The sequence below is a fragment of the Neotamlana nanhaiensis genome, from assembly GCF_000943555.1.
Taxonomy (GTDB): domain Bacteria; phylum Bacteroidota; class Bacteroidia; order Flavobacteriales; family Flavobacteriaceae; genus Neotamlana; species Neotamlana nanhaiensis.
The window spans coordinates 1-20,773 of record NZ_JTDV01000008.1 but is presented as its reverse complement, the minus strand read 5'-3'; the positions used below and the strand labels follow the sequence as shown (position 1 = coordinate 20,773).

Here is a 20,773-nt window from a genome sequence, read left to right as displayed (position 1 = left end):
GTTATAAATTTTTGAGCGCTTCCTTAATAATAGTTTCTACGTTAGCTTCAGGTTGGGCTGCAACAATTTTATTAACCACACGTTCCGCCTGTTTTTTGGCGTAACCCAACACTTCTAAAGCAGATAACGCTTCATCTTTGTTGGTATTGTCTTTTGCTGTTGAAACTTCATCAATATCGTAAATCTTTAAAACTTTATCTTTTAAATCGATAATAACACGTTGCGCGGTTTTTGCTCCAATACCTTTAATAGATTGAATTAAAGCCACATCTTCGCTGGCAATACCTTCACGTACTTGTTTTGGTGTTAACGACGACAACATGGTACGCGCCGTACTCGCCCCAATACCGCTAACAGAAAGCAATAACCTAAATATTTCGCGTTCGGCTAAGGACGAAAACCCATAAAGCGTATGCGCATCTTCTTTAACTTGAAGATGCGTAAACAGCTTTAAATTTTCTATATCTGGTATTTGGGAAAACGTGTGCAACGATATGTGCAGCATATAACCAACACCGTTACAATCTATAACAACATGCGTTGGATTTTTTTCAACCAGTTTCCCCTGAATGTGCGTTATCATGTATTACAACTATTAATCCGTCAAATGTAATAAAATTATTGTATTTTAAAGGATTACTGTTCCAGTTGCTCTAATTCCCATTTTGCTTTATGTTGTGCATCAATAACCGCAATAGCCGTCATATTTACAATTTCATCTACGCTTGCTCCTAACTGTAAAATATGAACAGGTTTACGCATACCCATCATAATTGGCCCAATAGATTCGGCATCGTTTAACTCTTTTAACAATTTATAGGTGATGTTTGCCGCATCTAGATTAGGAAAAATAAGTGCATTTACTTTTTTACCAACTAATTTTGAAAACGGAAATTTTTCACGAAGCATGGTATCGTTTAAGGCAAAATCGGTTTGTAATTCACCATCAACATCTAAATCTGGATTGGCACGATGTAAATAAGAAACCGCCTCGGTTACTTTTGAAGCTCTTGGATTGTTTGAAGATCCAAAGTTTGAATACGACACCATAGCCATTACCGGATTTAAACCAAACATTGAAATAACTTTGGACGTCATTTGCGCAATTTTAGCTAAACTTTTAGCATCTGGATCGATATTTATTGAGGTATCGCTTAAAAATAATGGTCCACGCTTGGTCATCATTAAATTGGTTGTTGCCACTCTTGAAATACCATCGGCTTTACCAATAAGCTCTAACATAGGCTTTACAACCGTTGGATAATTTCTGGAATAGCCCGAAATTAAAGCATCGGCATCACCTTCGTTAACCATCATTGCCGCAAAATAATTACGCTCTCGCATTAAACGTTGCGCCGAATAATAAGTTACGCCTTTACGTTTACGTTGTTCCCAATATACTTTTGCGTATTTATTTTTCCTGTCGTTTTCTTCTTCAGTTTTTGGATCGATAATTAAAATATCGGCATCAAACTCAATCTCTGCCATTAACTCTTCAATGGTTTCTTTTCGTCCTAAAAGAATTGGAATAGCAATACCTTCTTCATATACAATTTGCGCAGCTTTAAGCACATCTAAATGATCTGCTTCTGCAAAAACAACACGTTTAGGATCTAATTTGGCACGATTTAATAATAATCGAACCAATTTATTATCGGAACCTAAACGCTCTAATAACGAATCGGTGTATTTTTCCCAATCGGTAATAGGTTTTTTAGCCACACCACTTTCAATAGCTGCTTTGGCTACTGCTGGTGGTACTTCGGCAATTAAACGCGGATCGAATGGCTTTGGAATAATATAATCTTTACCAAAGGTTAATCGGGTTTCGCCATACGCAATATTTACTTGTTCTGGCACTGGCTCTTTTGCTAATCGTGCTAAAGCTTTAACAGCTGCCATTTTCATAGCTTCGTTAATTCCTGTGGCACGAACATCGAGCGCCCCACGGAAAATAAATGGAAAACCTAACACATTATTAACTTGGTTAGGATGGTCGCTTCGGCCTGTAGCCATAATAATATCGTCGCGCGTATCGATAGCTAATTGGTATGCAATCTCGGGATCGGGATTCGCCATAGCAAAAACAATTGGATCTTTTGCCATAGAAAGCAACATCTCTGGCGATACAATATTTGCCATAGATAAACCAATAAACACATCGGAATCTTTCATAGCTTCTTCCAGCGTGTCAATTTTTCTATCTGTAGCGAATTCAGCTTTTTCAGGCGTAAGGTTATCGCGATCTTTACGAATTACACCTTTACTATCAAGCATCACCATGTTTTCTAGCTTAGCGCCACATGCCTGATACAAACGCGAACAAGAAATAGCCGCTGCACCAGCACCGCTAATTACAATTTTCGCGTCTTCAATTTTTCTACCAGTAAGCTCGATAGCATTTAATAAGGCTGCCGCCGAAATTATAGCAGTACCATGTTGATCGTCGTGCATTACAGGAATACTAAGTTCTTCCTTTAAGCGACGTTCTATTTCGAAAGCACCTGGTGCTTTAATATCTTCTAAATTTATACCACCAAAAGTTGGTGCTATATTTTTTACGGTTGCAATAAACTCGTCAATATTTTCGGTATCAACCTCGATATCAAACACATCAATATCGGCAAATATTTTAAATAATAAACCTTTACCTTCCATTACTGGTTTTGAAGCTTCAGGACCAATATTTCCTAAACCTAAAACCGCAGTACCGTTTGATATTACCGCAACTAAATTACCTTTTGATGTATATTTATAAGCCGCTTCTTTATCCTTTTCAATTTCAAGACAAGGCACAGCCACTCCTGGCGAATATGCTAATGATAAATCGCGTTGGGTTGCATATTTTTTAGTGGGAACAATTTTTATTTTACCTGGCGTTGGTTTTGCGTGATAAATAAGGGCTTCACGTCTTTTACTTTCTTCGCTCATAATACTTAGTTAATGGATTTTCGCTTTTGCAAAAACAATATTTAAAAGGCCTTACAAAACTAAAACAAAGGACTTTTCTTAAACGAACAAAGATAAAAAACCAATTTAATGGATGTATGTAATTTTTGGGTTTTTTATGGTACTTTTTTAGCTGAAATTTTGCGTTTATTTTTATATAAAAAACTTTTTATTCGTTTTAATTCACACAAAAATTAACAACAATTACTCTACTTTTTTAATGTAAAATTAAATGATGCACCTTTACCTACTACCGATGATACACCTATTTCGCCACCAAGTTTTTTTACAAGCTTTTTTACGGTAGCTAAACCAATGCCGTTTCCTGTACGACCAAATTTGTCGTACTTGTTAAGCTTATGAAATAGCTGAAAAATTTTTTCTTGATGCTCTGGCGCAATCCCAGGACCATTATCAGATACGGCGAACTTATAAAAACCATCTGCATCGCTTAAATCTATATTAATTTCAATACAATCTTTATCGTTATACTTAATAGCATTTGCAATTAGGTTTATTAAAATTTGGTGGATTGCTGTTTTATTAATGTTTAATTCTTGAATTTCTGAATTAAACTGAATCGCGACATTATCATCTACTTTAAAGAGATTCTGAATGTCCTTTTTTAAATCTTGAAACCTTAGGTTTGATTTTTTCTCAACCAGCACACTTTCACTTTTGCTGTAATCGAGTAAGCCTTCAACTAATCCGGTTAAATTCTCTGAAGATTTTATTATTAAATTTAAAATTTCTAAGCCTTCGGCATCGATTTTACCTTTATAGTCTTGAATAAAAATTTGAGCTAAGCTAGAAATGTTTAATAATGGCGATTTTAAATCGTGTGCCGCTAAATATGCAAACTTTTCTAATGCTTTATTTTTATCGTTTAAATCGTTTAATGAGGTCTGTAAATTCGCATTAGCTTTTCGTAGTTCGAGTAATTTTATTACTTGATTAGATAAAGCTTTTAAAGTTTCTAACTGTTCGTTGGTAAGCTGATGTGGTTTATTATCTATAACACATAAGGTTCCTAAAGGCATCCCTTTATTGGTTGTAAGCGGAATACCAGCGTAAAACACAACATGCGGATCGCCAGTAACTAATGGATTATCATGAAATCGTTCGTCTTCTCTAGAATCGTTAATTACAAATGGCTGGTTTGGTGTATTAATGGCATGAGCACAAAATGCAAATTCCTTTGGAGTTTCTGTAACATTTAAACCATGGTGTGATTTAAACCATTGACGCCTATCATCAATTAAGCTTACTAAGGCTATTGGAACACCACAAATTTCGGCAGCAATTTTAGTTATATTGTCATAATCGGCCTCTGGTAAACTATCTAAAATATTAAACGACTTTAAAAGTTCCAGCCGTTCGCCTTCGTTTTCGGGTTCTTTTGGTGCAATCATAGAGTGAGAAAATTACTCTACCAAAGTACACAAATAAATACACATACCCAATTAAAACCTAACAATTAAGAACCTACCTATTTTTCATGAAAAATATTAAAATTCACCGCTTTTAAATCGGCAATGAGTTGTACCGACTCACCTAAATTACTCCAAGTAATATCAATTTTATGTGTTGCAGACGGATTTATTTTTACACTACCAGAAAAAGCTTTACTTGTGTTACGCAAACGCATTAACTCTAATTGTTTCAAAACCACATCTTGTTTTAAACCAGACTCAATTTCTTCTAGCGACAATGTAGTACGGTTAATTTCTTTATGACCACCACTTCCAGCGTTATCGACAGCTTCATAATCGTTTTTCCCAGCAAATAAATCGAGATACCATACTTGAGGAATTCCAGGAATAAACATTTGAATAGCTCTTGCCAACAACAGCTTTTTTTCATCTTCACCTAATGCACTAAAAAATGTGGCATTAACCTGATAATAAGATATTTTTTTACCATCGGGACCGTAAATATTTTTTACACGACCACCACGACTCATCACGGTTTCCATAATGGCATCAATCTCGCTATCATTTAAAAGACCTTCGTTGTACACACCATCAATTTCCTTACCTTTTAAATCGAGCACCGGAATACCATCGTGACACCCCAACATATTTACGGTATTATAACCTTTTGCAACAATCTCGTTAATCCATTTATACAAGGCTTTATTGCTTGCCGTTTCCAATGTATGAATCATTAATCCGGGTAAGAAAAAATCGTAAATTTGATAGCCTTCTTTGGCCACCTCATCATGCAGATTTACACCATATTCGGCATGTATTTCTGGCAACAACTTTAAATTATTTTTATCGGCAATTTGTTTTATGCGCTCCAAATATTGCCAAGTTCCTGGTTTATTAAAAAAGTTAGTTTCTCCTACTTCTTTATGCAAATAAGCAAAAGCATCTAACCTTAATATTTTACAACCGTAGTGTTTTAACTTAGCTAAAGTTTCTTCGTAAAATTCCCAGACCAATTCCGATTTGGCATTTACATCCATTTGCCCTAAATAACTACGTTCTTTAGTTTCTGGATCTTCTATTATTTGTTGATAAAACGTGTTCCAATAAGGTTGTTCGCTACCATCAGAGAACGGCACTTTTAAAATTGGCAAACCTGATTTTCTCATAAAAAGTTTATCGAGATATTCAGGATTTGGTTTTATAACACCGTCGCTATTTAATTCGCCATAACCTTCCCAAAACGTATTCCAGTTTATAAAAAAATCTTTGTATTTAGAAGCATTACCATGTGCTAATAAATCTTTGAATTGCGGTGAAGCTACAGACAAATGATTTAGAACAATATCGAATTTAAGCATGATATCGAGTGCTTCTAAATCTTTTAAATCGGCTTCTGAAACCAAGTCTTTGTTAATATTATAATCGATTATTGAAAAACCCCGATCTAAATCGCTATTAAAAAAAGTTGGCAACACATAAAACAATGAAAAGACGTCTTTAAATTCTGGTTTTTTAAGCATTGAAATAATATCGCTTAAATTTTCACCAATACTATCTGGGTAAGCGTTAAGCATAACGCCATTAGGAATAGAATTTTTAGTTGAGCTCATAATGATTATATATTGAGGCTATTTTATAAAAGTTTTGAAACTATATTAATATTATCGGGCAATCTCCCTACATTTTGAAGTTTTAGCGCTGCCAATTTTAACGCAACTTCTAAACATTCGGTCACAGGTTTTTCATTGATATATGCAAACAAAAATCCCGACCAAAAAGCATCACCAGCACCTGTTGCATCCATCACCTTTTCAATTTTTATAGCAGGCATTTTTATGAGTTCCTTTCCTTTTTGCGACAAGACAACACCTTTGCTTCCTAGGGTTAAACATACCGTATCGACACCTTGATTATGAAAAAACTCAAAAATTTCTTCATAAGGCAACTCTTTTTCAAAAAGTCGCAGCATATCGTCTTCGCTAACTTTTACCAAAGGATTGAATTTACAATAGGCTTTTATTACCGATAAAGCTTCATCTCTACTTTCCCAAAGTTTTCTAGCATAGTTTACATCAATACTAAGTTTACACCCTAAATTATAAGCTTCTTCTGCTTTTTTAATGATGGTGTCTTGCGCTGGTTTTTTACTTAGCGCAAAACAAGTTGTATGATATATTTTTGTTTTTTGAAGCGTTTCTGAAGTTATTTGATCTTCTGTTATTTTATAATCGGTATCTCTAAATGGCAAGAAATCTGGCGTACCTTCCGATCGGGATACAAAAATAACACTCGTCGCATTTCTTCCCAATTGTTTAATAAAATCAATATTAACACCAACTTCATTTAATCGCTTAAAAATATACTCACCAAATCCATCTTGACCAACCGTAGCCACTAAAGCGGCATTTAAACCCAATCGCGCCATATTCATAGCAACATTAGTTGGTGATCCGCCAAGGTATCGATGATAGTCTCTAGTTTCGTTTATTAAAACACCAGGTTGATGCCCAATAAAATCGACCAAAACTTCGCCAACACACAAAATATCTATATTATTATTTTCCATTGAAAATTATATCTGTAAAATTCTGTTTATCTAATTTTAACCTACCTTTTTACTTTTTATAAAAAGCGTACACAAAGCACTTATTACAAGCAATACTCCAGCAAAAGTTATTGCATTTCGAGGGTCATTATTCAAGAAGTTTTTAAGAATAAAGCCGAAAGAAAGCGTTTGAAGAATCATTGGTATTACAATCATCATATTTATAATACCCATGTAAACACCATATCGCTCTTTTGGAATATCTGCAACTACCATTAAGTAAGGAATCCCCATCATACTTGCCCAACCAATACCAAAACCAGTAATGGCAAAAAACAGTAGGTTTTTGTTTTCTATGTGCGGAAAGGCTAAAAACCCTAACGCGGCAATAATTAAACAAAAAGCATGTACTTTTTTAGCACTAAACTTTTTTGCGAAACCAACCAATGCAAAAGCCACTAAAAAAGTAACTACGTTATACCAACCATTTACTAAACCTGTCCATCCTACAGCTTCACTATAAGCTTCGGTGTTTTCTGGAGTTGCCTTCCAAACTGAAAGCGCCACACTTTTTGATGAATTTTGCCAATAACAAAACAACGCATACCACTGAAACAAATACACTAAAGCCAATTGCCACATTACTTTAGGCATATCTTTTATAGCCGAAAATATTTCTAGAATTGGCTCGAAAACAGACTTTTTTTCCCTGATTTTCACTAGTTCTTCTTCAGTTGGCGGAATTTCTTTGGTTTTACTTATACTCCATAAAATAGAAGCTATAGAACAAAACGCTCCCAAGAAAAAAGATGCATACACCCAAGTTGGCAATGATCCCGTTTTACCAATAAATATTAATGGAAAAACAAACAGCGACACATTGGCTAAAACCTGCCCCAAACCTGTAAAAAAACTTTGCATTTGAAACCCAAGCGGTTGTTGTGTTTCATCTAAATTATCGGCTATTAATGCTCTGTAAGGCTCCATAGCAGTATTATTTCCTGCGTCTAAAATCCATAACAAACCAGCAGCCATCCATAACGAACTACTATACGGAAAGGCCAACAATGTTAAACTACATAAAATGGCTCCTATTAAAAAAAATGGTTTTCTACGCCCAAATTTAGGACTCCAAGTTTTATCGCTTAAGGCACCAATTAATGGCTGTACTACCAAGCCCGTAACAGGACCTGCCAAATGCAAAATTGGAATTTGATCTGGACTCGCTCCTAAAAAATCATAAATGGGTGTAACCGCACTTTGTTGCAAACCAAAACTATATTGAATGCCAAAAAAACCAACATTCATGTTTAATATTTGCCAAAACGATAATTTTGGTTTTACTAGTTTCATTTTGTTTTGTTTTTAGAAATTAGTTGCTTTAAAAATCCTTCAAAATTTGCTACATCATTCATTATTAGCTGTCCTTGTAAATCTACAACAGGTAACGATAATTCATCTACAGGCAATCCTGCTTTTTCCATTTTTAAAAGCATTTCGCGCTGCATTGTTATATTTACATCGACATCAAAATACCGAAACTCAACATTATTTTTCTTTAAAAATGCTTTGGTATCTACGCAATAATGACAACTATCGCTTCCATACACAATTATTTTGTTGTATTTAGCTTTTGCTAATTGATTGTTATTGACCTGTGCAGATGATGACATGCACGAAAACAGTCCGATAAAAAACACTTTAAAAATAAATTGCATAATGTTGTTATTTAGTTAGAAAAAAAAGAGCTGAAAACAATTTAAGTTAAATTAATTTCCAGCTCCAAACAATCACTAAAAATCAAACCACTTTTTAGAATTTATACTGAAGTGATAAGGTTGTTGAACGTCCGCTAATAGAACGTGCTCTTACTAAACGTGCATCTCCAAATGCTCCATCTCCATTACCTTCAACTTCTGTAATACCTACGGTATCGAATAAGTTATTTACGCTTAACACTAAGGATAAGCCTTTAGTTAAACCAGCTCTACCAATTAAATTGAAGTATGCATAACCTGGCATAACTAAATCGTTATCATCTTGAGCATATGATTTTGTTGTACCTAAAACACTTAATGCTACACTGTGCTGACTCTCTTCGCCAAAGTTATAAGCTGGTGATAAGTTATACACTAAATCGGCTTGTCTTCTTGGAGTATTTCCTTTGTTATCGCCACCATCAATTTCTGCTTTAGTCCAAGTAAATGACCCATTAAATGATAAGTTATCTGTAAATGCTAAAGCGGTTTCAGCTTCAACACCCATAGCCTTAAAAGGATTTCCTACCGAACGGTTTAACTCGTTACTTAAACCTTCATCGGTATTACTTCTAAAAGCAGTAACGTTAACCACGCCATTGTTTAATCTTTTCTTGAAACCAACTTCTAATTGAGAAACTTCGTCAAACTGTACATCTGCTTTTCCATTAAGACCATAGTTATTTCTATCGGCTGCTCTACCAGAAGCACCAGAACTATATCTACCAAACACAGCCATATCGTTATTAAACTTATAATTAAGACCTAAAGAGTACGATACAAAATTGTAGCTATCATCAATTACCTGTCCTGCATTTCCAGTAATTACTGGCACCACTTGCTCAATACCTTCAATAGTTCCGTTACCATCATAATCATAATTTCCTTGACTTGTTGGTCCTGCTTGAATGTTTCCGTTTACATTTACATTTTCGAAACGTACACTACCATCAAAATTTAACTTTTCGGTGATGTCTGCATCTACACCAACATAAGGAGAGTTTACATTATGTACTGTGTTGTATTTACGCTGACAACAGTTACCCCAAATTGGCGTACCATAAGAGAATTGTCCGTTTCTTGAAAAGCCATCAAAATCGGCTAATCGTGCATCACCACCACCTTTAACTTCTGATAAGAATGAACTCCATTGCCATCCTATTTTAGTGTTTTGAGTTGCTGTAAATAAACCAGCTGTAACACCTACATTATCACCAATTTTCTTAGTTACTTTAACATCGCCAAAGAAGTTACTTAAATCATCTACAGTAACATCAAACATGTGAATTACTTGTGCTAATCCGTTTGATGGATTAAACGCTTCTCTGTCACCATCGGCATACACTAAGTTACCAGTTGCTCCAACCGCATCTCTAGCTAAAGTTTCCATTTCTGAAACGGTACCAACAGCCGCTGTAAAAGGAGATACCCACTCACCACTGTTATTAGAATATCTTGCTTTACCCATTAACTTCCAATCGTTTGGTAAGCTAAAAGAGAATTCTGCACCTAAAGCCTTAGACACTGGATTGTTTCCGTTGCGCACATCGTTTACATGATTTTCGCCACTAAATGGTGATGTTCCTGCACTTTGTTGTAAATGTGTCGAGTGTACTGCATCTGATGTTATATCGAAACCAGGTAAGTTAGAAAATGTAGGATCGTCGTTACTACCCTCTAACAACATTGGCATTGGTAAATACATTACCGATTTGTCGTTTAATAATTTTACATAAGCACGTACATAACCGCTTTCAAATCGCTTTGTTAAGTTCGCTTTAAACTGGCCACCTTTATTACCTTGGTATCCAATTTCTCTTGGGCCTTCACCTGCTCTAACAAATCCTCCAATATGATAAGATAAACCGTTACCAAGTGGCGTACCATATTCGAAATCTAATCGGCTTGTTTGGTAATCTAACCCAAAGGTTGTTCCTACCGAACCACCTTCTGTAGCTCCAGTTTTACTAATCATGTTAATAATACCTGCTGGACCATTTGAGGTTTGCGTAGATGCCGAACCACCACGAATAGCTTCAACTCTACCTATGTTTGTATCAATTCTTAAAAAGTTATCGGCATTACCAAAAGAGGTATCTCCAAATAAGTTTAATGGCAAACCATCTTCTTGAATTTGAAAATAACGCGAACCACCTGAAGAAATAGGCACACCACGCACATTAAAGTTGGCATTACCTTCACCGCCCGACGATTCTGCACGAATACCAGGCACATTTCTAAAAAGTTCTCCAGCACTTCTTGGTGAAGCTTGCTCTATTAGCTCTACATCCATTGAAGAAACCGATACACTCGATTCAATTTTAGATTTAGGATTTACAACACCTGTTACTACCACTTGGTCTAAAGATTGGGCATCTTCAGCCATAATTATATTAACAGTTACATCAGCACCACTAACGGTTACAGTTTTTGAAAAAGACGCATACCCAATAAATGTGGCAGATACGGTATAGGTTCCATCTTCTAAACCAGAAACGGTATAGTTTCCATCAAAATCGGTTACCGAACCTTTTGAGGTTCCTTCTAAAATTACATTAACTCCAGGAATTGGCACTCCTGCTTCATCCTTTACGTTTCCGGAAATTGATTGCGCCATTACACTACCAATCGATAACAGCATAGCAAACAATAAAATTCCTTTTAGTTTAAATGTTCTCATTCTTTAGTTTTTAATTATTCAATAATTTATTAAGCTTGTTTTTAACAAATTTACATTTTAACAACTCTTAAAATATCATTTTAACAATCGAAAACGTTTTCGAAATTACCGAAAACGTTTTCGATTGTTAAAATAAATAGTATATTTATCTAAATTAGCAACAAAACTATACATGAAACAAGCCACCTTAAAAGACATTGCAGAACAATTAAATCTTTCCATCACCACAGTCTCAAAAGCTTTAAAAGGTTATCCGGATGTAAGTAAAAAAACCAGAGCCATGGTAAAAGAACTGGCAACTACTTTAAACTATAAACCCAACGCTTTTGCTGTTAATTTACGAACAAAAGAATCGAAAACCATAGGTTTAATCATTCCTGTCATTGTACATCACTTTTTCTCGAATGTTATTCGTGGTATTGTCGCACAGGCCGAAAAAAAAGGGTATTTGGTTATTATTTTACAATCTAACGAATCGTACGAACTCGAAAAAAAGCAACTCGATTTATTAATGAGTCAGCGGGTTGATGGCATTATAATTTCGCTCGCTAACGGAACCGCAGATTTTAAACACCTAAACACTATTATTGCGCAAAATAAACCTTTAGTAATGTTCGATAAAATTGCCAAAGTGGTTCAATGCTCCAAAGTAATTATAGACGACAGAAAAGCGGCTTATATGGCGACGCAACATTTAATTGATACGGGTTGTAAACGCATTGCCCATTTTAGAGGTGCGCTTTTACCGCAAAACTCAATTGATAGATTTTTAGGTTATAAAAAGGCTTTAATTGATAATGGATTTCCTTACGATCCGTCGTTAGTTTACATTTGCGAATGTGGTGATATGAGTTTTGAAGAAGGCCAAAAAAACGCCAAACAACTTTTAGAAGACCATAATGATGTTGACGGCATTTTTATTAATACCGATTTAGTGGCTATTGGAGCCATGACAGAATTTAGCAAACAAGGTGTAAAAATACCAGAAGATATTAGCATTGTAGGTTTTAGTAACTGGTTTATGTCCTCTGTTATTTCCCCAGGTCTAACTACTATAGATCAACCTGGTTATGACATGGGTAAAAGTGCTTTTAAGCAACTTTTTAAAGAAATTAAAGCTAAAAAGAAAAACAAACCATTTACACCAAAAACGGTAACGTTAGAAACAGCTCTTGTAAAACGAGATTCCACGAAATAAAGTCTAAAAAAACTCTCAAAACACTAATAACAAAAACAAAACTCATTCTCAAAACCATATTTTCAATGTAAATTTAATGTTAACAAATTGTAAATTTAAAGTAAATTTTTGTACATTTACTTTAAAATGAGGCCTATGAAAACAAATTCGTTACATAAAATTAGAAAAGAAATGGCTTTTAAATATTGGTGTTTAACCATAAAATTTAAAATTTATATTTTAAAATATAAACACGCTTTAGAGATTCCTTACAGATAATTTAAATCGTGAACTGTAAGTTTGAAAGTTAATTTATAATTGAGATTTAAGATTTTAAAAACTTTATATTTCGCGTTAAGCCTGCGTATTTGGTTCGCTTAACAGCGGAATTTTTAAAGACTTTTCTAAACGTATCTTCGGTTATTTCTTCCCAATCCTTTTTGCTCATTAAAAGCAATTCTGGATGCGGATTAAACAAAGGTTCGTTATGCGATTTTGAGAAGCGATTCCATGGACAAACATCTTGACATACATCGCAACCAAACATCCAATCGTCAAATTTTCCTTTAAATTCTGATGGAATATTGTCCTTTAATTCAATTGTAAAATACGAAATACATTTACTACCATCTACTACGTAAGGCTCAACAATGGCTTGAGTTGGGCAAGCATCGATGCAAGCTGTACACGTACCACAATGGTCGGTAGTTATTGTGTCGTATTCTAATTCTAAATCAATTATTAATTCAGCAATAAAAAAAAACGAACCTACTTTTTGCGATAGCAAATTACTGTTTTTTCCAATCCAGCCTAAACCCGATTTGGCTGCCCATGTTTTATCGAGCACTGGTGCAGAATCTACAAAAGCACGACCGTGTACCTCACCTATTTCCTCTTGAATATAATGTAAAAGTGATTTTAACTTGTCTTTTATTACAAAATGATAATCGGTGCCATAAGCGTATTTCGATAGCTTAAAGGAATCGCTGTTTTGTGTTTCTGAAGGATAATAATTCAATAGAAGCGACACCACGCTTTTGGAATCTTCAACCAGTTTTGTAGGATCTAAACGTTTATCAAAATGGTTTTCCATGTAACGCATTTCGCCGTTCATGTTTTGCTTTAACCATTTTTCTAATCGAGGCGCTTCTTCTTCTAAAAATTGGGCTTTACTAATACCACAAGACATAAAACCGAGACGTTTGGCTTCGGTTTTTATGAGTTGTGAATATTTTGATTGGAGATTCATAAATTATGAGATTCTGAAACAAGTTCAGAATGACACTTGGTGTTAAAACAACCCGCCTTGAATGTTTCCTTTAATTTTACCTAAATGTTTATAAGCTTGCTCGGTAACTTCACGACCTCGCGGCGTGCGCATAATAAATCCTTGTTGTATTAAAAAGGGTTCGTAAACCTCTTCAATAGTTTCAGCACTTTCACTTACTGCAGTTGCCAAAGTAGTTATACCAACCGGACCGCCTTTAAATTTATCGATAATGGTGGTTAGTATTTTATTATCCATTTCATCTAAACCATGCGCATCAACATTTAAGGCCTGCAAAGCAAATTTGGCTATTTTAATATCAATAGCACCATTACCTTTTATTTGCGCAAAATCGCGCACACGTCGTAATAAGGCGTTCGCTATTCTTGGTGTTCCACGGCTTCGTCCTGCAATTTCAATTGCCGCTTCCATAGAAATTGGCACATTTAATATACTTGCACTACGTTGTACAATTGTGGTTAGTAAATCGGTTTTATAATATTGTAATCGGCTTTGTATACCAAATCGGGCACGCATTGGCGAGGTTAGCAAACCAGATCGAGTAGTTGCACCAACTAAAGTAAACGGATTTAAATTGATTTGTACGGTTCTGGCATTAGGGCCAGTTTCAATCATAATATCAATTTTATAATCTTCCATGGCCGAGTACAAATATTCTTCAACTATGGGACTTAAACGGTGTATTTCATCAATAAACAACACATCTCGTTCCTCTAAATTGGTGAGCAAACCTGCTAAATCTCCAGGTTTGTCTAACACGGGACCAGATGTAACTTTTATACCTACGTTTAGCTCGTTGGCCAAAATATGTGCTAAAGTAGTTTTACCTAAACCTGGAGGCCCATGAAACAAGGTATGATCGAGTGCTTCACCTCGTAAATTTGCCGCCTGCACAAATACTTGTAAATTTTCCAACACTTGGTCTTGCCCTGTAAAATCGTTAAAGGCTAGCGGACGTAATTTTTTTTCAACGTCTATTTCTTCTGGAGAAAAGTTTTGGTTTGTTGGGTCTAGGTTTTCGTTCATAAAATTACCGTGTAAACTAGAACTTTGTTAGTAATAAGATTTCTCGTCGCTTATACTGCGATCTGTTGAAATGACAAGAAGTTCAATAGTTAAACAAATATAAACAAAAAGCCCTTCAATCTCGACAGCTATCGAGAAGAAAGGCTTAATGCTCTTGCTAAAATAAAGCTATTTAAAAGTTTAGGTTATTTTAAAATTGTAAACTCACAACGACGGTTTTCATCGTATTCATCATCGGTACAAATACCTTCTTTTACACATTTATTAAGCGGTTGGGTTTCGCCGTAGCCAATACTTTTTAATCGGTTACGCTCAATACCTTGGCTTACTAAATATTCTAATGTAGAAGCAGCACGACGTTTCGATAAGTTTAAGTTGTATTCATCTGGTCCACGAACATCGGTATGTGCAGAAACTTCAATCTCCATGGTTGGATATTTTTTCATAATATCTACTAACACGTTTAATACTTGTGCTGCATCTTCACGGATATCCCATTTATCGAAATCGAAATAAATTTCTTCTAACTCAACTTGAACACCTCTTGTTTTTTCTTTAATTCGAGCTTCTGCATCGGCAAAAGATTCTAAATTCAAGTAAATATTGTGTTGTACTTTCCCTTTGCTATCGGTTGAAAACTCAACATCTTGAGGAATATATGCTTTTCTGGTACCTCGAATTTTGTATTTTTTATTGGGTTCGATTTTAAAAATATAATAAGCATCGTCGCCAACAATAGCATCTTGAATTACTGTATCGGACTCGTCGAATAACGTAACTAGTGATCCTGTTAATAATTCACTACTATTTTTATCTTGTACAATACCTTCAACTTGATAAATTGTTAACGGATTTACCTCGCGTGCAAAACCAAACATTCTATCGAAACCAGTGCGGTTTGATGATACATAACCCATGTTATCCTTTTCGCGAACAACATACGCAAAATCGTCTAAATTACTGTTTATTGAGCTTCCTAGGTTAACTGGCTTATCGAAATCGCCATTTACCATGTTACTTCTAAACACATCTAAACCACCATAACCTTCGTGACCAATAGATGAAAAATACAACACATTAAATTCGCTTAAAAATGGAAATTGTTCGCGGTGTACCGTATTAATTGTAGGTCCTAAATTTATTGGTTCACCATAAGTACCATCGTCGTTAATGGCCACTTTGTAAATATCGAAACTTCCTAAAGTCCCTGGCATATCACTGGCAAAATATAAGGTTTTATCATCTTTACTTAAAGCCGGATGCTCGGTACTGTAAGTATCTGCAGTAAATGGTAGCGCGGTAACGTTTGTCCAGTTACCATCAACCAATTCGGCTTTATAAATTTTAATATGGGCAATTTTTACATCGCCAGTTCTAGTTCTAACCGCATTGGTTCTGTTAAAATACATGGTTTTACCATCTTGGGTAAAAACGGCATTACTTTCGTGCGAACTGGTGTTAATCGCTTCAGAAAATGGCTTGATATCAATAAGTTTATTATCGTCTGATAATTTGCCATTATACAAATCTAAATACGGTAAGTTATTCCATGCATAAGCTGGATTATCGGTATTTCTTGCCGAAGCAAAAGCCACTTGATCATCTCCATAAAATGTTAAACCAAAATCGCTACTAGAACCTTCGTTAACAATTTGTTTTAAATTAAAAGTATGCGGTGTTGTTTTTTCCAAAGATTGAATAAAGGCATTTGTATTTACAGGCTTTCTGTAATACATGCTTAAATGTTTATCGGCATCTTTATAATTTTTCACACCTTTTAAGGCTTGCCCATATCGAAAATGATAATCGATATCGATAGAATCGCCATACTCTAAAAATAGTTCTCTATATGTTTTTACAGCCTTTTGAAGACTGCTGTTGTAATAATAACTATCGGCCAAATTTTGAAGCATACCTTGAGTACGCTCTTTGGTTTCGTATAATTCGGCAGCATCAGTAAACGCACGTAATTCAAAAAGTTTATCGGCGCGTTTTGTATTTCCTTTTTGTGCAAAAGCCATTCCACTAACTAATAAAAGGCTTGCAAATATGTAAATGTTTTTTTTCATGTTTTTCCTATTATTAAAATTAGAAGAATCTTGGTGAACGATCGTATCCGCCTTTAAATCCGAATAAATCAACATCGAATAAAACCATAATTTCGTGCGATCCTGAATTAAACTCGCCTAAGTTTGACGTTGAATAATCGTAGGCATAACCAATACGAAGTTCTGGCGTAACTCTAAAGCTAACTAACCCGCTAACGGCATCACCTAAACGGTAACCTATACCAGCTTCAAGCTTTTCATGAATTAAAACATTTGCAGTAACATCGATAGCTAACGGTGCACCTTTTACACCTCTTGCCATAAATGCAGGTTTTAATTTTAAATCACGATTTAAATCGAAAACGTAACCTCCAGTAAAGAAATAATGCACATTCTCTACACCAGTTGCTTTTATCCCATTTTCATTTTCAAGATGTTTGGTAGCAAATAAGTTTGGGGCAGATAAGCCTAAATAATAATTATCGCCAAAAAAGAAGGCTCCAACACCTAGGTTTGGAAAAGCTTTACTTATATTTTCATCGAAAGCCATATCGGTACTGGGATTACCCGATTGAAGCTCGAAATCACTAAAATTAGTATCGAAAAGCGTTACTCCTGCTTTTAAACCAAAAGATATCTTACTTTCGAAACCTACTGGTAATACATAGGCAAAATCGGCATAAATATTATTTTCGTTAACAACGTCGCCAATATTGTCGTTTGTAAACGAAATACCCATTTCAATTTTTTCGTTTATTGGTGTATGAGCAAAAAAGGTTCCAGTTTTTGGAGCTCCTTCCATACCAACCCATTGTGTACGGTATAAACCACCAAGGTTTAAAATACCTTCATCTGCCGTAGCATACGCAGGGTTAATTACACTCATATTATACATGTATTGTGTAAACTGCGGGTCTTGTTGCGCGTTACTTTGCAATGACAAGAACGTCAAACTTAACAAAGCAACTATTTTATGATATATATTTAAATGTTTCATCTGTTCTAAATTTTTGCTTTATCTATAATTATCTGCTTAAGTATAAGCGTCCTTGTTGCGGATCGTGTTCGCCATCGTTATATTTAAAAATATAGAAGTATACACCTACGGGCAAATCGCCTTTTACAGCTACTCGCGATTGGTTTGCAGTACCATCAAATCTTGGGGTACTAGCATTACCTTTGTAAACAACATTTCCGTTACGGTTATAAATTTCTATTTCGAAATTTGGATATAAAATGGCTAAATTATCTACATCGTATGTATCGTTTGTACCATCGCCATTGGGAGAGAATCCGTCTGGTAATTTAATTTTACCACATGCTGTAGTATTTGGCGATACTGCTAAACGCATACTACTTTCACAACCCGTATTTAAATCGACTAAAGCAGCGTAATAAGTTGAATTATTAATTGCTGTACTACTCGATAAGATAGAACCTCCTGTTTCTGCATCGTACCAAACAACATCATATATACTGGCGTTGTAGGTTAAATTATCTGACAAGGTGCTAATAGTTGGTCCATCGTTTAAACAATATTCTACATTAGAGTCGGTTAAACTAGGGGTTTCTGCATCGTTAATTGTAACGGTTAACTGAACCGCTTGAGCAGAAGCACAACCTGTACTGTTAGTTTGCGTTGCGTAATAATCGCCATCAGCTAAAGCTTCTGTACCTGTTAAAGGCATCGTTAAAGCTGCATCTTCATACCATTGAATGGTTCCTATTGAAGTGATAAAATCGTCTAAATTCGACACCACTGGAGCATCAACTGCACAAAATTCTGGTGTATTATTTGATGTTGTTGGCGTTGGTGTTTCGTTTACCGTAACCGTAATACTTGCTTGAGCATCGTTAGCACAAGGTGATGTTGCAGATACGGTGTATGTATAAACATCGGCAGTATCGACTGCTGGATCGAATACACCAGTGCCGCTTGTTAAGGCTGGCATCCAAGTTCCACCGCTTTGGGCATCGGATCCTAATAAATCAAATAAATCTATAGAAGCTCCAGATGTACATAATGTAATAGAATCATCGGAACCAGCATTTGGCGCCATAGTTACCGATACATCAATACTACTTGATGCCGTACCACACACATTTGACAAAGAGTAAGTATAGGTTCCAGGAGCATCTACTAAAGGATCGAATACACCAGTACCACTAGTTAATGCTGGCATCCACATACCTCCTGAATCTGGCGATCCACCTAAGGCTGTAAATAAATCAACCGTTCCATTATTACTACATAAATCTAAAGGTGCACCATCAGAACCTGCATTTAAAGGCTCTTCTACGGTAACTTGAATAGTTATACTATCGCTTGAACATGGTGCTGTGGCTGCTACTGTATAGGTAAACTCGTAAATTCCTCCAGCAATTCCCGAGGCATCAAAAGTACTTCCTGAAAGTGAGCCAACATTGTCGTCGTTACTCCAAGTTCCTCCAGTATCTTGCGATCCATCTAAACCTGTAAATAAATCGATACTTGAGTTATTATTACATGAAATAATTGCTGAAGTACTAAAATCTCCTGCATTTGGCGAATTGTAAATAGTAACTGTAACAGCAGTTCTCGTTGCCGATTCGCAACCTGAAGTTGGATCGGTTTGTGAGGCATAATAGGTTTGTCCGCTAGTTAAACTTGCATCAGTACTTAGGGCAGTTCCACCAGTATCGGCAATATACCACTGTGTACCATCACCTGTTGCCACTAAATCGGCTACGGTTGCACTATCACAAAAGGCTTGTGTTGCATTTGCAGTTGGCGCAGCAGTTTCACTAATTACAATACTAACGGTAACATTAACATCGTCACAGCTTCCTATCGCATCTACATCGAATGTAAAATTATAAGTACCTACACCTAACGCATCTAAAGCTACTGAGTTTCCTGTTAGTGCTCCAGAAGTATCGTCGTCGTTCCATGTACCTAATTGGTCTTCATCTTCTAATAAATCAAAAAGATCGAAAGTTTGTCCTGATGTAATAGCCGCTAAACATAGTTGAGCAGGTGCATTGGCTGTTCCAGATTCTGGAGCTTCAACTATGGCGATAGTTACTGTGCTGCTATCGGTACAAGAAAATGAATTTGTTACTGTGTATGTAAAGTTGTAAGTGCCAATACTTAATGCGGTTAAATCTAAATCGTCACCGCTTAAGGCTCCCGAAGCATTATCGTCGCTCCATGTTCCTCCTGCATCTTCACCTGATAATTGATCTAATAAATTTAATGGTGAATTTGATGCTAATTCATTCTCACAAAATGTTCCCGGAGTTGGGGTTCCAGCGTTTGGTAAAGGATTAATTACTATACTTACCGTTACGTTTACATCGTCGCAACTTCCAATGGCATCTACATCGAATGTAAAATTATATGTTGCTGGTGATAAACTTGATAAATCTACGGTATCTCCTGTTAAAGCACCCGAAGCATCATCATCGCTCCATGTACCCGCTTGGTCTTCGCCTTCTAATAAATCGAATAAATTATAAGTTGATGGCGCCGTACCTTCACAAAATTCTACTGGCGTATTAGCCGTTCCAGATTCTGGGGCTTCAACTATGGCGATAGTTACTGTGCTGCTATCGGTACAAGAAAATGAATTTGTTACTGTGTATGTAAAGTTGTAAGTGCCAATACTTAATGCGGTTAAATCTAAATCGTCACCGCTTAAGGCTCCCGAAGCATTATCGTCGCTCCATGTTCCTCCTGCATCTTCACCTGATAATTGATCTAATAAATTTAATGGTGAATTTGATGCTAATTCATTCTCACAAAATGTTCCCGGAGTTGGGGTTCCAGCGTTTGGTAAAGGATTAATTACTATACTTACCGTTACGTTTACATCGTCGCAACTTCCAATG

The 20,773-nt window shown here is 35.7% G+C and carries 15 protein-coding genes; 2 read left to right on the top strand and 13 right to left on the bottom strand.

Annotation, left to right across the window (positions count from 1 at the left end):
- Position 1: 1 nt before the first annotated feature.
- From ruvA to PK35_RS09490, 8 genes are all read right to left on the bottom strand, one after another.
- On the bottom strand, positions 2-583 hold the full coding sequence (ruvA, locus tag PK35_RS09525; protein WP_044626492.1) for a Holliday junction branch migration protein RuvA: 582 nt from the start codon (positions 581-583) through the stop codon (positions 2-4).
- Between the two features lie 53 nt (positions 584-636).
- Positions 637-2,931: an NADP-dependent malic enzyme gene (locus PK35_RS09520; protein WP_044626491.1), complete on the bottom strand. Its 2,295-nt coding sequence runs from the start codon at positions 2,929-2,931 to the stop codon at positions 637-639.
- 227 nt (positions 2,932-3,158) lie between these two features.
- Positions 3,159-4,361 carry a sensor histidine kinase gene (locus tag PK35_RS09515; RefSeq protein WP_044626490.1) on the bottom strand — a complete coding sequence of 401 codons (1,203 nt, stop codon included), beginning with the start codon at positions 4,359-4,361 and terminating at the stop codon, positions 3,159-3,161.
- A gap of 77 nt (positions 4,362-4,438) precedes the next feature.
- Positions 4,439-5,992 (bottom strand): sucrose phosphorylase, encoded by a 1,554-nt coding sequence (gtfA, locus tag PK35_RS09510; protein WP_044626489.1) that lies wholly within the window; start codon positions 5,990-5,992, stop codon positions 4,439-4,441.
- A 23-nt stretch (positions 5,993-6,015) separates the two neighbouring features.
- Complete coding sequence (locus PK35_RS09505; RefSeq protein WP_044626488.1) at positions 6,016-6,948, bottom strand: carbohydrate kinase family protein; 933 nt, start codon at positions 6,946-6,948, stop codon at positions 6,016-6,018.
- Between the two features lie 36 nt (positions 6,949-6,984).
- Complete coding sequence (locus tag PK35_RS09500; RefSeq protein WP_044626487.1) at positions 6,985-8,280, bottom strand: MFS transporter; 1,296 nt, start codon at positions 8,278-8,280, stop codon at positions 6,985-6,987.
- Positions 8,277-8,645 carry a glutaredoxin family protein gene (locus PK35_RS09495; RefSeq protein WP_082048567.1) on the bottom strand — a complete coding sequence of 123 codons (369 nt, stop codon included), beginning with the start codon at positions 8,643-8,645 and terminating at the stop codon, positions 8,277-8,279. Before PK35_RS09495 ends, PK35_RS09500 begins: the two co-directional genes overlap by 4 nt.
- Before the next feature lie 94 nt (positions 8,646-8,739).
- A complete protein-coding gene (locus tag PK35_RS09490) occupies positions 8,740-11,364 on the bottom strand; it encodes a TonB-dependent receptor (protein ID WP_044626485.1) in 2,625 nt (874 codons plus the stop codon).
- A gap of 172 nt (positions 11,365-11,536) precedes the next feature.
- Here PK35_RS09490 and PK35_RS09485 point away from each other — a divergent pair, with 172 nt between their 5' ends.
- Both PK35_RS09485 and PK35_RS17960 read left to right on the top strand, forming a co-directional pair.
- Positions 11,537-12,562, top strand: coding sequence for a LacI family DNA-binding transcriptional regulator (locus tag PK35_RS09485; protein WP_044626484.1), 1,026 nt, complete (start codon positions 11,537-11,539; stop codon positions 12,560-12,562).
- 135 nt (positions 12,563-12,697) lie between these two features.
- A complete protein-coding gene (locus PK35_RS17960) occupies positions 12,698-12,820 on the top strand; it encodes a hypothetical protein (RefSeq protein WP_262509288.1) in 123 nt (40 codons plus the stop codon).
- Positions 12,821-12,866: 46 nt separating this feature from the next.
- On the opposite strand, the gene queG is transcribed toward PK35_RS17960, so the two are convergent.
- The 5 genes from queG to PK35_RS09460 form a co-directional block, all read right to left on the bottom strand.
- A complete protein-coding gene (gene queG / locus PK35_RS09480; protein WP_044626483.1) occupies positions 12,867-13,790 on the bottom strand; it encodes a tRNA epoxyqueuosine(34) reductase QueG in 924 nt (307 codons plus the stop codon).
- Between the two features lie 42 nt (positions 13,791-13,832).
- A complete protein-coding gene (gene ruvB / locus PK35_RS09475) occupies positions 13,833-14,855 on the bottom strand; it encodes a Holliday junction branch migration DNA helicase RuvB (protein WP_044626482.1) in 1,023 nt (340 codons plus the stop codon).
- Positions 14,856-15,040: 185 nt separating this feature from the next.
- A complete protein-coding gene (locus tag PK35_RS09470; RefSeq protein ID WP_044626481.1) occupies positions 15,041-16,924 on the bottom strand; it encodes an OmpA family protein in 1,884 nt (627 codons plus the stop codon).
- A 19-nt stretch (positions 16,925-16,943) separates the two neighbouring features.
- The gene (locus tag PK35_RS09465) at positions 16,944-17,900 is read right to left on the bottom strand and encodes a PorP/SprF family type IX secretion system membrane protein (RefSeq protein WP_044626480.1); all 957 of its coding nucleotides are present in this window, start codon (positions 17,898-17,900) and stop codon (positions 16,944-16,946) included.
- Positions 17,901-17,928: 28 nt separating this feature from the next.
- The coding region (locus PK35_RS09460) for a gliding motility-associated C-terminal domain-containing protein (protein WP_044626479.1) at positions 17,929-20,773 on the bottom strand (2,845 nt) is incomplete at its 5' end.

Coding starts and splice junctions, on each gene's coding strand:
- ruvA (WP_044626492.1), bottom strand. CDS start 583: ATGATAACGCACATTCAGGGGAAACTGGTTGAAAAAAATCCAACGCAT.
- PK35_RS09520 (WP_044626491.1), bottom strand. CDS start 2,931: ATGAGCGAAGAAAGTAAAAGACGTGAAGCCCTTATTTATCACGCAAAA.
- PK35_RS09515 (WP_044626490.1), bottom strand. CDS start 4,361: ATGATTGCACCAAAAGAACCCGAAAACGAAGGCGAACGGCTGGAACTT.
- gtfA (WP_044626489.1), bottom strand. CDS start 5,992: ATGAGCTCAACTAAAAATTCTATTCCTAATGGCGTTATGCTTAACGCT.
- PK35_RS09505 (WP_044626488.1), bottom strand. CDS start 6,948: ATGGAAAATAATAATATAGATATTTTGTGTGTTGGCGAAGTTTTGGTC.
- PK35_RS09500 (WP_044626487.1), bottom strand. CDS start 8,280: ATGAAACTAGTAAAACCAAAATTATCGTTTTGGCAAATATTAAACATG.
- PK35_RS09495 (WP_082048567.1), bottom strand. CDS start 8,645: ATGCAATTTATTTTTAAAGTGTTTTTTATCGGACTGTTTTCGTGCATG.
- PK35_RS09490 (WP_044626485.1), bottom strand. CDS start 11,364: ATGAGAACATTTAAACTAAAAGGAATTTTATTGTTTGCTATGCTGTTA.
- PK35_RS09485 (WP_044626484.1), top strand. CDS start 11,537: ATGAAACAAGCCACCTTAAAAGACATTGCAGAACAATTAAATCTTTCC.
- PK35_RS17960 (WP_262509288.1), top strand. CDS start 12,698: ATGAAAACAAATTCGTTACATAAAATTAGAAAAGAAATGGCTTTTAAA.
- queG (WP_044626483.1), bottom strand. CDS start 13,790: ATGAATCTCCAATCAAAATATTCACAACTCATAAAAACCGAAGCCAAA.
- ruvB (WP_044626482.1), bottom strand. CDS start 14,855: ATGAACGAAAACCTAGACCCAACAAACCAAAACTTTTCTCCAGAAGAA.
- PK35_RS09470 (WP_044626481.1), bottom strand. CDS start 16,924: ATGAAAAAAAACATTTACATATTTGCAAGCCTTTTATTAGTTAGTGGA.
- PK35_RS09465 (WP_044626480.1), bottom strand. CDS start 17,900: ATGAAACATTTAAATATATATCATAAAATAGTTGCTTTGTTAAGTTTG.